Origin of the sequence: Sulfuricaulis sp. (genome assembly GCF_040901545.1) — a bacterium.
In the GTDB taxonomy this organism is placed as follows: Bacteria; Pseudomonadota; Gammaproteobacteria; order Acidiferrobacterales; family Sulfurifustaceae; genus Sulfuricaulis.
Map to the genome: position 1 here is coordinate 18,953 of NZ_JBBDYL010000012.1, position 12,341 is coordinate 31,293.

Annotated in this window: 11 protein-coding genes; 4 read left to right on the top strand and 7 right to left on the bottom strand. The window is 55.7% G+C overall.

Annotated elements, in window-relative coordinates:
• Window positions 1-66: 66 nt before the first annotated feature.
• Window positions 67-1,362: a class I SAM-dependent methyltransferase gene (locus WD823_RS02740; RefSeq protein WP_368427952.1), complete on the bottom strand. Its 1,296-nt coding sequence runs from the start codon at window positions 1,360-1,362 to the stop codon at window positions 67-69.
• A gap of 196 nt (window positions 1,363-1,558) precedes the next feature.
• On the opposite strand from WD823_RS02740, the gene WD823_RS02745 reads away from it, so the two are divergent.
• Both WD823_RS02745 and WD823_RS02750 read left to right on the top strand, forming a co-directional pair.
• On the top strand, window positions 1,559-2,701 hold the full coding sequence (locus tag WD823_RS02745; protein WP_368427953.1) for a DUF1207 domain-containing protein: 1,143 nt from the start codon (window positions 1,559-1,561) through the stop codon (window positions 2,699-2,701).
• Between the two features lie 105 nt (window positions 2,702-2,806).
• Window positions 2,807-4,051 (top strand): hypothetical protein, encoded by a 1,245-nt coding sequence (locus WD823_RS02750; protein ID WP_368427954.1) that lies wholly within the window; start codon window positions 2,807-2,809, stop codon window positions 4,049-4,051.
• A gap of 95 nt (window positions 4,052-4,146) precedes the next feature.
• On the opposite strand, the gene WD823_RS02755 is transcribed toward WD823_RS02750, so the two are convergent.
• The 4 genes from WD823_RS02755 to WD823_RS02770 all read right to left on the bottom strand — a co-directional run bounded on the left by WD823_RS02755 (window position 4,147) and on the right by WD823_RS02770 (window position 7,333).
• Window positions 4,147-4,353 (bottom strand): cold-shock protein, encoded by a 207-nt coding sequence (locus tag WD823_RS02755; RefSeq protein ID WP_368427955.1) that lies wholly within the window; start codon window positions 4,351-4,353, stop codon window positions 4,147-4,149.
• 329 nt (window positions 4,354-4,682) lie between these two features.
• Window positions 4,683-5,987, bottom strand: a complete 1,305-nt coding sequence (locus WD823_RS02760) for an ammonium transporter (protein ID WP_368427956.1) — start codon at window positions 5,985-5,987, stop codon at window positions 4,683-4,685.
• A gap of 35 nt (window positions 5,988-6,022) precedes the next feature.
• Window positions 6,023-6,361, bottom strand: coding sequence for a P-II family nitrogen regulator (locus tag WD823_RS02765; protein WP_368427957.1), 339 nt, complete (start codon window positions 6,359-6,361; stop codon window positions 6,023-6,025).
• 489 nt (window positions 6,362-6,850) lie between these two features.
• Window positions 6,851-7,333 carry a peptidylprolyl isomerase gene (locus tag WD823_RS02770; protein ID WP_368427958.1) on the bottom strand — a complete coding sequence of 161 codons (483 nt, stop codon included), beginning with the start codon at window positions 7,331-7,333 and terminating at the stop codon, window positions 6,851-6,853.
• A gap of 391 nt (window positions 7,334-7,724) precedes the next feature.
• Here WD823_RS02770 and WD823_RS02775 point away from each other — a divergent pair, with 391 nt between their 5' ends.
• Together WD823_RS02775 and WD823_RS02780 are read left to right on the top strand one after the other, a co-directional pair.
• Complete coding sequence (locus WD823_RS02775) at window positions 7,725-8,132, top strand: secondary thiamine-phosphate synthase enzyme YjbQ (RefSeq protein WP_368427959.1); 408 nt, start codon at window positions 7,725-7,727, stop codon at window positions 8,130-8,132.
• Window positions 8,129-10,057, top strand: coding sequence for a prolyl oligopeptidase family serine peptidase (locus WD823_RS02780; protein ID WP_368427960.1), 1,929 nt, complete (start codon window positions 8,129-8,131; stop codon window positions 10,055-10,057). Before WD823_RS02775 ends, WD823_RS02780 begins: the two co-directional genes overlap by 4 nt.
• Before the next feature lie 140 nt (window positions 10,058-10,197).
• Here WD823_RS02780 and WD823_RS02785 read toward each other — a convergent pair whose 3' ends face one another.
• Both WD823_RS02785 and WD823_RS02790 read right to left on the bottom strand, forming a co-directional pair.
• Entirely contained in the window at window positions 10,198-10,554 is a 357-nt protein-coding gene (locus tag WD823_RS02785) for an RNA recognition motif domain-containing protein (RefSeq protein WP_368427961.1), read from the bottom strand.
• Window positions 10,555-10,772: 218 nt separating this feature from the next.
• Window positions 10,773-12,134 (bottom strand): DEAD/DEAH box helicase, encoded by a 1,362-nt coding sequence (locus WD823_RS02790; protein ID WP_368427962.1) that lies wholly within the window; start codon window positions 12,132-12,134, stop codon window positions 10,773-10,775.
• Between the last annotated feature and the right edge of the window lie 207 nt (window positions 12,135-12,341).

Genomic DNA, 12,341 nt, shown 5'->3' on the forward strand with positions numbered 1-12,341 from the left:
AACGGAAGGTTTATCCGCAGGCAGGGGCCTTCGAAGATCTACTCGGTGAATGCGCTTTTGTCGACCTTAGAGAGATTCATACAAATGCGCGCGCGTCCAGGGAAGATTATTGTTGGTACCCCGGGTGAATGAAATCTGAAACAGTTGTAGCGAGCCGGTAGTGAAGGCGGCAATGGAGCCAGCCAGATACAGCCGCCAGGCGCGCATGAACGCCCGGTCAAATTTCTGTTCGATTAAATCCGCATTCCGGTTAAACCTCTCGAGCCAATGTCCCAGTGTCTTGGCGTAGTGCATTCGCAGGTTTTCGACATCGAGTACGGAAAATTCGTGGTCTTCGAAAACATCCATCATTTCACGCAAGGTGGGTGGATAGGCCCCCGGGAAAATACGCTTTTCGATCCAGGCGTTCATTAATTCGGGCTTGTTTCGTCCGATAGAATGAATTAGCCCGCGTCCTTTCGATGTCAGAGTGCGGTGAATGACATCTCCCAGTACACGGTAATTATCCCGGCCGACGTGCTCAAGCATGCCGATGGTTACGAAAACATCGTATTTTCCCTCAATATTGCGGTAGTCGTCCTCGACGTAATCCACGCTCCCTTCGAGCCCGTCGGCCTTGGCCTTTTCCCGGGCGTAGAGGATTTGTTGACGGGATATGTTGTAAGACCTGACTTTGGCGCCGTACTGTTTCGCCATGTGGCGTGCGAGACCGCCCCAGCCGCATCCGGCCTCGACCACACGGTCTCCCGGCTTCAATCCGAGCTTGCGACAGATATAATCCATCTTGGCACGTTGCGCCTCCTCGATTGTCAAATCCGGAGACGGGAAGTAGGCACAGGTATATTGCAGGGCTTCTCGATCAAGCCAAAGCTCGTAGAAATCATTGCCGATGTCATAGTGATGATGAATATTTTCGCGGGAATTCAAAAGTCGATTCTGACTGGGCCGGTAGAATAGACGCGTTTGAGCAATCTTGAGTTTTATATATTTCGGCGAGCGGGCGATTGCGGAATAGACGGTTTTCAGAAATTCCGCGAGATCACCCTCGATTTTAATGCGACCTACGCTGTAGAGATCGCCGAAATGCAGGGCAGGATTGATTAAGAGTTGATGTAATACCTCGTTATCATGAATGTGAACCCGGGCGACCAGGGACTGGTCAGAAGTTGTGATCTCCTCGGCGTTCCACAGCACGAGACTAATGGGAGGATTGCCGAGCAGGTCCAGGAGTTTACGTGCCAGCCACCGATAGAGCGAGGAAACACGAGCGCGCGAGGGAGCCAACTCAGCCGTATAGGCTCCCCCACCCCTCGGCGGAATATTGAGCGACGTACCCTTGTTTTTCTGAAAGTCCTTTGCCATAACGCAAACGATCAATGCCTGTCGGCTTTTATCCTACCTCGCTTGAGCAACGTAATTCAAATCTTCTTCGCGATATGTTATTTTCACAGGATTATTGGCAACTTTATGCCAGAATCCCGATTGAAAGCTCCCAAAAACGATATTGATTTTTCGCGGTTGCCTCACTTTAAACGATCAAAGCATGTAATATTTACGCATGACAGGCACACGGGTTACTCCCTGTTTTTCGTATTTCGCTCTTGGTCTGTGCCGGATTTTTTTGGCCTGTCTGCTCATCATGGGGATGGTTCCCTCAAAGGCCATGGCGGATGAAACGGGAGAATATGTTCGCGGTTATGTGGATGCATTGCTGGACAGCCGCTATCCGGGACTGGGCCTGCGTGTGCTGGCGCTTACCCGAGATGGCAGAGTCACGTTAACCTCCACCGCGTGTCTTGGTCCGTCGCAAAAACGCGACATCGTGCATATGCTGTCCAATGCGGGAAATGTCAAAACCGTCCGTTGGACCCTGCCTGCGGTCTGCAACGAGCCTGCGACAGATGAGCAATCTGCCGATGCAGCTTCAGAGGATGTATCCCCCATCACTATCGACATCCGCGCATTCCCGGAGCAGGAACAGTTCGCGCCGCTGCTCGCCGATCCACGCCAACCACGGTTTTCCGTGAGCTATCAACACTACCGCGGCCCGTCCAGAGAATTTGCCGCAGCCAGTGTCGCATTGGGTGAATACTTCGGCATCGCTTCAGGATTTTTCGGCGAAGCAGGCAGCTCACAAATCGGAATTCAGGCGGCTGTTTTTGCCTTATTCAACCTTGATGCGCCTTCCAGCGATCTTATCAATGCGGATTACTGGATCGGGTTGCCGATGAGTTATCGTCGCGGCCCCTGGTCTTATCTCGTGCGGCTGTATCATCAGAGCTCACACCTGGGTGATGAATTCATACTCGGCAACCCGGGAATTAACCGCGTAAATCTGAGTTATGAGGATCTTGAAGGGCTTGTGTCCCATGAATGGGAACGCTGGCGGGTGTATGGCGGAGGCGGGTATCTGCTAAACTCGGAGCCGGATTTGTCCCCCAAGCATCTTCATGCCGGAGCCGAGTACATCAAGCATAACGCCGTCGGCAACCTGAATTTCATTGCCGCCGCCGACGTGCGCGCGTCCGAGGAGCTTGATTGGCGCCGCAGCCGTTCCTATCAGGCGGGATTTGACTACCGCAGCGCCGGCAAGCGACGAATCCGCCTGATGCTGGAGTATTTTCGCGGCCACTCGCCAAATGGCCAATTTTTTCGGGAATCGTTGCGTTATACCGGGCTGGGTCTTTATTTTGTTTTCTGATGGATGCATTGCCGGAGAGACCGTATAGCCGGGATAATAGCGATTGGCAGAATATGCCGGGCATACTATTCTTAATTTAACTTGGAAATCACAGGCAGGTGGTCCATGAGTCTCGATAAAAAATCCCTCATTCAAATCGTCATATTGGTCATACTCGTGGCGGTTGGCGGCGGCGCCTATCTGATGCAACAGGACGACGGATTAAATCTGGACTTCATCACTGAATTGTTTGAGAGCAAACCCGCGGTGACGCGTGCACCGGTTGCCAAGGCACCGGCCCCGGTCACTAAACCCTCTGCCACGGTTGTGGTTCCGCCTGTTGCCAAGTCCAGGCCCGATGCCCCCGCCATCCCGTCAACTCCGGCGAAGGGACAGATTCAGGGCAAACCGTTCATGGTCGATGCCAGCACGATTGAGAACGGCGTCCTGTCATTGCATCAGGGCAGGGACGTAACGTCAGAGCTCGAAGTAAGGCTGATGCTGGGTACTTCACCCTGGGACGTTCCCGCGGGAAAGAATTTCAGGATTTCCGGGGGGAATGCAACCGATGCACCGCAAATCTTGCTCGCCTGGAAAGAGAAAGATAACGTCGCGCCCACGGAAAAAAAATTCTCGGGTAATTATTCGCTATTACTCGAGCTGGGACAGGAGAAGGATGGGAAACTTCCGGGAAAAATTGCGCTCACCCTGCCGGATGAAGAAAAAAGCAATGTTGCCGGAACTTTTGAAGCAACGATCAAGGGTTTTCGGATCGTCAGCGGCAAACCCGATCTCACCGTGGATTCCGTGGATACGCTGCAATATCTGGCGCTTCGCGAACTGCTCAAGGATGATGCGAACAAGACCCTTGAGGTGCTCGGATTTCGCGACGGTCGTTATTCTCAACCCGATTCATCGTCCAAGAACATGACCGGATATATCGAAGCGGAATACCGCAAAAACCAAAGCGCACCTTCGGTTCGCCGATTTCAATTTGAAAAAGGCGCGGGAACGTGGAAGCTGGTTAAGACCCTCAAGGAAAATCAGCTGAATGAGGCGCACCCGTTACAAGCGCCCAACAAGAAGGATTCGCCGGCTAAGGTGCTGACTCATCTTGCCGCCAAGAAGCTGGAGGTGGATATCCGTAAGAAATTCCCGGCCAAGGGAATTTATGAGCCCATTTTTGTAACCCGGCACAGTGATAAATTCAAGATTGGCGTGTGCGAGGCCAATTACCGCCTCGAACCGGCCGGAGTGCCGGTGAAAACAGCTTATCTCTTCAGGCGCAAGGCCGACGGCTGGGCGCTTGATCGCGAACTCGGCAAAAAGGAAAAGGTCGATTTCGACAACGGACGCATCGTGAAACGTTAAGACACGAATCTCAGTCCGGAAAAATAAATAGGCGAGACCCCGCCGTTATGACGGGATTTTTAGTTTCAGCGGAAGCAACGGCGAAACGGACAGCGCTAAGCCATCGGTTTTACAACCGTCGCCTGCATCCCCTTTGGGCCCTTTTGACTCTCGAACTCGACCTGCTGGCCTTCGGCAAGTTTTTTGTAGCCTTCGGATTGAATGACTGAGTAATGCACAAACACATCCGTGCTCCCATCCTGTGGAGCGATAAAACCAAAACCCTTAGCCTCGTTAAACCACTTCACTGTTCCAATACGCATTACGAATGTCCTCACTTATTGATTTAATTGATTGAATTATTTCGTGTTGAAATGCCGGATAAATCGCCTGAAGCGGTTGGGAACGCCGCAGGCACCGTCATTGACAACATACGGCAGCTCTCCACTGCGGATGCAGTATAACTAATTTCATCCATGTGTATGGTCAGACTCACCACTGTTGCCACTCTATTTATACGGTCATCCGTTGATTAGGCACGAAACTTGCCTTTCCCGCCAACATAGCGGTGAGCGATGAAACATATCCTCGCGATGATGATTTGATGCCGATCCAAGCAGACGCCCGGTCGCCCGCTTGGATTAAAAACGATTCAAAGATTGTAACCCGACTCGTTATGCAGCACGGTATCAAGACCTTCGGTCTCGTGCTCGGGCATAACGCGCAGGCCCACCATGACATCGATCACCTTGAGCAGCAGAAAGGATATTCCGCCGGACCACACGAGCGTCGCGAGGATGGCGGTAAGCTGGGTCATGACCTGTTTGCCCATCCCGACCCCCTCGGCGAAACCGACGCCACCGAGCGCCGAGGCCGCAAACACGCCTGTGAGCGTGGTACCGATCATTCCTCCCACCCCGTGCACCGGAAACACATCGAGCGAATCGTCCACGTTCAACGTCCGTTTCATGTAGTTTGTCGCGAAAAAGCAGACTGCGCCGGCGGAGATCCCGATCACGAGCGCACCCAGTGGGCCGACAAAGCCGGATGCCGGTGTAATGGTGCCGAGACCCGCCACCATGCCGGTGACAATGCCGAGCACGGAGGGTTTGCCGAAACGTATCCACTCGCAAAACATCCACGTCAGCGAACCCGCCGCCGCGCCAATGTGCGTTACCAACATGGTCATGCCGGCGGTACCGTTGGCCGCCAGGGCGCTTCCCGCGTTAAAGCCAAACCAGCCCACCCACAGCATGCAGGCGCCGGTCACGGCCATGGCGAGATTATGCGGCGGCATCGCGGTCCCCGGAAATCCCTTGCGCCTGCCGAGTACAAGGGCTGCCACCAGCGCCGCCACGCCGGCATTAATGTGCACCACGGTCCCACCCGCGAAATCCAGCACGCCCATTTTCTGAAGCCAGCCGTCGCCCCACACCCAGTGGCATATCGGTACGTAAACGAGCAGCAGCCAGAACAGGCTGAAGAGCATCATGGCGGAAAACTTCATGCGCTCGGCAAACGCTCCGACCACGAGCGCCGGTGTGATGATTGCGAAGGTCATCTGAAACATGACAAACACGGTTTCCGGGATGTCGCCTTTCAGGGTGTCCACTCCGATTCCGGCCATCAATGCCTTGCTCGTGCCGCCGAGCCAGGCGTTACTGGCGCCACCGTCGGTAAAGGCCAGGCTGTAAGCGAGCAGCACCCAAACGATGGATACCATGCAGGTGATGGCAAAGCATTGCATCAACACGGACAGCACGTTTTTGGCGCGCACCAAACCGGCATAGAAGAGAGCAAGCCCGGGTATCGTCATGAACAGGACGAGCACGGAAGATGTCAGCATCCAGGCGGTATTGGCCATGTTCAGCGTCGGGGTATCGGCCGCTGACACCAGCGCAGGCGTCATCAGTAGCAACAAGGTGACAAACAACCTTATTGGAATGTCAACCGTCATGTGTTTTTCTCCTCTCGTGTGTTTTTTGTTTAGTTTTATAGTGCGTTCTTTCCGATTTCACCGGTGCGGATGCGGATGACCTGATCCAGGTCATAAATGAAAATTTTCCCATCCCCGATTTTTCCGGTCTTGGCGGACTGTGCGATGGTTTCGATAACGCGATCCACCAAGCTTGAATCTACAGCGACTTCAATTTTTGTCTTGGGCAGAAAATCCACGACGTACTCCGCACCCCGATAAAGTTCCGTGTGGCCTTTTTGTCGACCAAAACCCTTGACCTCGGTAACCGTCATGCCCTGGACGCCGAGATTTGACAGCGCTTGACGCACATCTTCCAGTTTTGAGGGTTTGATGATGGCGCTGATAAATTTCATGTGGTGCTCCTCCGTATCTTTGTTCTTGTTACACGTTCGCGCGGTTGTGAAATATTATTGTTATTCAAATCTGGCTAGCTGCCGCGGCCGTTTACCAGAGACGGCATCATACAAAAGTCGTGACCCATGTAGGAATAGCGGATCATCTGGACAGGCTTGTCCCCACGGACAGAAAGTCACGCATGCATTTCAAGCGAACTCCCGGCCGATTGATAAAAACCCGTTAGAATTCATTTGGTTAGGCTGAGTGACGAAATTTTCCGATCCAGGGCGGCACGCAGGAATCGCTTTATTGAAGTCGATCATTTCGACGTCCGTGATGAGCGGGGAAATGGTACGCCGGGCGCGGCCCCGACCGCCGAATCGTCGCAGGTCAAAACGCGGGAATAAAAGCGGCAAAACCTGTTCAATAACGCATCGTGAATCGGGAAGAGATGGCGAAACGGGCCGATGTTCGAAGGATTACGCGTCGCCGGGGACTCTCAGGCATCAATGGGAATGCCCGCCGGCTCCGTGCACGTGGCCATGCTCGAGCTCCTCCCTTGTCGCCGAGCGCACCCCGGTGATCTCGATATCAAAATGGAGCGTTTTTTCAGCTAGCGGGTGATTGGCATCGAGCACGGCGCCCTTCTCCGTCAGTGTCACCACGGTAAGCGTGATCGGACCGTTGGGTCCATCCGCATAGACGCGCGCGCCGACTTCCAGTTTCATCTCGGCAGGAAAATGTTCGCGCGGTGCTTCGAAAATCGCCTCGGGATTTTTTTCACCATATCCATTCGCCGGTGATACGGTTACTTTGGATTTAAAACCGGCCTCGGCGCCTTCCAAAGCTTTTTCCAGCCCCGGGATAATATTGCTGTGCCCGTGAAGATAATGGAATGGTTCGTTCCCGTGGCTGGAGTCGAGAGTCGCGCCGCGGTCATCGGTGAGGGTATAGTGCATGGAAACCACCATGCCATGGGCTGCCTTCATATGGGGATCCTCTCGATGGTAGAAAGAATCTTGGACTATAACGCATTTCAGGACATGAACCCAACGCGAATTATGTCCATCACGGGTCGATAATTTAGATATTCCCGACGTCAACATGACTATCTTTTAGAGTATGCTTATATTGAAATCGCGCATATAGATTGTATTTGATTGCAGTGACTTGAAGATCGCAAAACTCCGCTTCGCAATCGATCATTGTCGTAGCTCCCGCTTGTCGAAGCGAACACCGGCGGAAAACGACGGTTGATGCGGTTTTTTCTAAAGAACAGGCCGGTTATTTTCCAGTATCGAATTCGCGCAAGATTTTTTTATACGTCAGCGCATTACCCTCCGGGAAAAACCTTTATTAAAGCGATAACAGGAGGCCAGCATGATTCGCCACCTTACGATTAACACTCCGGGGATGGGGCTGCATGAATTTACCGACCGGCTCGAAATGCTGATGCGAGAATCGGGCATGACGGAAGGCCTTTGCACGTTATTCGTGCAACACACCTCGGCAAGCCTGTTAGTCCAGGAAAATGCCGATCCATCGGCGCGGCGTGACCTCGAGGCCTGGCTGAATCGGCTGGTGCCGGAAAACGACCGGCTCTATTCACACGATACGGAAGGTCCGGACGACATGCCGGCGCACATCAAGGCGGCACTGACGGCAACCTCGCTTTCCATCCCTGTTAGCGGCGGGAAGCTCGGGCTGGGCACCTGGCAGGGTGTCTACCTCTGGGAACACCGTCGCCGTGGCGGGGCGCGCCGGATCGTCGTACATCTCAGCGAGTGAAAGCAGAGCAGAAAATCGCCCCGTACGGTTCCTGGCTTTCGCCGATCTCGGCGGATCTGATCGCTGAAAACTCGTTGAGCCTTGGCCAGATCGTGCTCGACGGTCAGGATATTTACTGGAGCGAAATGCGCCCGGCTGAAGGCGGACGCAACACCATCATGCGCTGGCGGCGGGGCGCGCCGGAGGAGGTTCTGCCTGCTCCCTTCAACGCGCGTACGCGTGTGAATGAATATGGGGGTGGTGCGTTTACCGTTGCCGAGGGCGTGGTCTATTTCAGCCATGACAATGATCAGCGCCTGCATCGGCTCATGCCCGGCCACCCCCCGCAACCGATTACTTCCGAAGCCGGAAGGCGGTATGCCGACGGCGTGTATGACCGTCGTTTTAACCGGATCATCTGTGTGAGCGAAGATCATCGCGCCTCCGGCGAACCGGTGACTTCAATCGTGGAAGTGGATGGCACCGGCATGGGACAAGTCCGCACGCTGGTTTCCGGTCATGACTTCTACGCCGCGCCGAAAATAAGTCCGGACGGGTTGCGCATGGCGTGGCTTGCCTGGAACCATCCTGACATGCCTTGGGACAGCACTGAGCTGTGGCTGGCAGATGTGGCGGCGGATGGTTCACTCATGAACCGGCGCCGTGTCGCCGGGGGCCGTGAAGAATCCATCTTTCAGCCGGCCTTTTCCCCGGGCGGTGAACTTTACTTCGTATCCGATCGCAGTCAGTGGTGGAATCTTTACCGTGCTCACGAGCAAGGGATGGAAGCCATGGCGCCGATGGAGGCGGAGTTTGGCCTGCCGCAGTGGGTTTTCGGCATGTCGACCTACGCATTTGATTCTGAGAAACGGATGGTATGCAGCTTCAACCGTGAGGGAACATGGCATCTGGCAACGCTCGATCTCGACTCGCGCCATTTCAACCATATTGAAACGCCGTTTACTGATATCCACGGTTTGGTGGTGAGTCATGGGCGGGCAGTTTTTGTCGCGGCGTCGCCGACGCTGCTGCCGGCCGTGGTTCGAATGGACCTCGCGACATCCCGATACGAAATTCTCCGCTCGTCCAGTACTACCGTAATCGATACCGGCTATTTATCGGTTCCACGTTCACTCAGCTTTCCGACGGCCAACGGGATGACGGCACACGCCTTTTATTACCCTCCCGAAAACCGCGATTTTCAGGCGCCCGCGGACGAAAAAACGCCGTTGCTGGTAATGGGACACGGCGGACCGACATCGGCGGCATCCAATTCGCTCAGTCTCAAGATTCAGTACTGGACCAGTCGCGGGTTTGCGGTACTAGATGTGAATTACCGCGGCTCCACGGGTTACGGACGCGATTATCGCAGCCAGCTTAATGGCCAATGGGGTATTGCCGATGTGGAGGATTGTATTGCGGGCGCGCGCCATCTTATCCAACTTGGCGTGGTGGACGAAAAACGACTCTGCATCCGCGGCGGCAGCGCCGGCGGTTATACGACCCTGTGCGCGCTCGCTTTTCATGACTGTTTTCGAGCCGCCTCCGTTTATTACGGCGTGAGCGACCTGGAAGCGCTGGCGCGCGATACCCACAAGTTCGAGTCACATTATCTCGATCGGCTGATCGGCCCTTATCCCGCGCGCCGGGATTTGTATCGAAAACGGTCGCCCATTCACCATGTGGACCGCGTGTCCTGTCCGGTGATTTTTTTTCAGGGATTGGAAGATAAAGTCGTCCCGCCGGATCAAACTGAGAAAATGGTTTTTGATTTGCGCCGGAAAGGAATCCCGGTGGCCTATGTCCCGTTTGCCGGCGAGTCGCACGGACTTCGCCGCGCCGAAAACATCAAGCGTTCCCTGGAGTCGGAGTTGTATTTTTATTCGCGTATTTTTGGATTCATGCCGGCAGATCCCCTCGTCCCCGTGGCGATTGAGAATCTCTGAATGATCGGATTTTCCGCCGGCAACGGCGAATTGACCGAATAATCGGGAACAGCCGTGTCGTGTTGCGTACGACACGACGCGGCCGCCCGCGACACCGGGTAAAAAAATTAATTTTCGCTGTGGTAATGGAAAGCGAGGAGTTACCAGCGTCGACCGCCACCGCCACCGCGGTTTCCGCCGCCGCCACCGCCGCCGCGGTTCCCCCAGCCGCCACGGCCACCACCACCGCCGCCGCCACCGCCACCCGGACGCTCGGTTTTCGGGCGCGCTTCATTTACGTTCAACGCCCGTCCTTTCAGATCCTTCTGGTTCATGCCGTTGATGGCCGCCTGGGCTTCCGCCTTGGCTGGCATCTCGACGAACCCGAATCCGCGCGGTTCACCGCTGAACTTGTCCTTGAGAATGGTCACCTTGCTGACTTGCCCGAAGGCACTGAACGCGGACCGCAACTCTTCTTCAGTGACGTCGCGCGCCAGATTTCCTACAAAGATATTCATATAAAGCTCCTGAGATAAAAGGGTAAGGCATGACAGACCGTGTGTCTTTTTCTGAAATGATGCCTCGAAAGAAGCGCGCGGCCGGATAGGGGGATGAACGGGCGTGAACCAGGCTCCTTGATGTCAGCATAGGGGAGGTCGACTTAGAAGACCCCGCATCTTTATCCGTCGCAGATAATACGCCTGTGTATTGCCGGCGTCCAAGCGCCCGTTGATGGCTAAGCTATCTTCGGTCCGCCACGGTACGCATGGAAGTTTTGCTTTCCTGGCGGCTTGGCGCCACGTCGGGCCTCGGTGGATGAATGACGCCGCCCCTGACCGGACCATGAATGGTATTGGCCCGGATCCCCTTTGAAAGGGCGCTGGGCTTTACCAGGCTGGCGTGGTTTCTGACCGAAAGATCCGCCCCGTCGCTGATTTGTCAGGGCCTGTTGCCGCGGTTTGGCGGAGGGTTCCTGTCCGGGTATCACGTGGGCGGGTATGGTCTGCCGGGTGTAACGCTCGATATCTCGCAGCTGCTGGCGATTCTCCGGAGACGCGAAGGAGATCGCAATGCCCTTGGCGCCCGCGCGGCCGGTACGGCCGATGCGATGCACGTAGTCTTCCGCGTTCTTCGGCAGGTCATAATTAATGACATGGGTGATGCCGGCGACGTCGATGCCGCGCGCGGCCACGTCGGTCGCGACCAACAGGCGCACTACGCCCGAGCGCAGGCTGCTGATGGTGCGGTTGCGTTTGCTCTGGTTCATGTCGCCGTGCAGCGCCGCGGCGGGATGACCCTTGGCATGCAGCGCTTTGGCCAGCCGGTCCGCGCCGCGCTTGGTGGCGGTGAACACGATCGCCTTGTCCATGTTGCAATCGTCGAGCAGATGCGCCAGCAAGCGGTGTTTATGCGCGCCATCGTCCACGTGATGCAGACGCTGCTCGATGTTCTCGTGCCGTTCCTGCACCGTCGAGATCTGGATGCATCGGGGATTTTTCAGCAAACGGCTCGCGAGCTTGGCGATGCTGCCATCCAGCGTCGCGGAGAATAACAGTGTCTGGCGCGTGGCCGGCGTGGCGGCCGCGATTTTTTCCACCGCGTGGATGAAGCCCATGTCCAGCATGCGGTCGGCTTCGTCCAGCACCAGCACTTCCAGGCGCGAGTAATCCACGCGCCCGCGCTCCATGTGGTCGAGCAGACGGCCCGGTGTCGCCACCAGAATGTCGAGCGGTTGCGACAGCAGGCGCATCTGCGGCGGATAGGGCATGCCGCCGACAATGCTGCCGATGCGAAAGCGCATGTGCTTGCCGTATTTGACGGCGGCATCGGTTACCTGATTGGCGAGCTCGCGCGTGGGCGTCAGCACCAGTACGCGCGGCCCGCGAGAAGGTTTTGCCGCGGGTGTGCTCAGCCGATGCAGCGAGGGCAGCACGAAAGCCGCGGTCTTGCCGGTACCGGTCTGGGCCGAGGCCATGAGGTCATGACCTTCGAGCGCCGGCGGGATTGCCTGTGCCTGGATCGGGGTGGGCACGGCGTAGCCGCTCTCGCGGATGGCCTGGAGGATGGAGGGATGTAACGTCAATTTTTCAAAAGTCACGGTGTTTCCTTGAGTGCAAAAAATAATTGGCGCGTAAGCGCCGACCGCCAGATGCCGGACTCCGGCAACGGCGATCACAGCACTATCGGCGCGAATACATCCTCGCTAACCGGAATGCTGAAATCTCAGGGAAACTGAAACCAGAAGGTGGGTCAGAGAGCGATGAAATAATCGGCTGGTTCAGACTATACGGTCTGGATCGCTCAG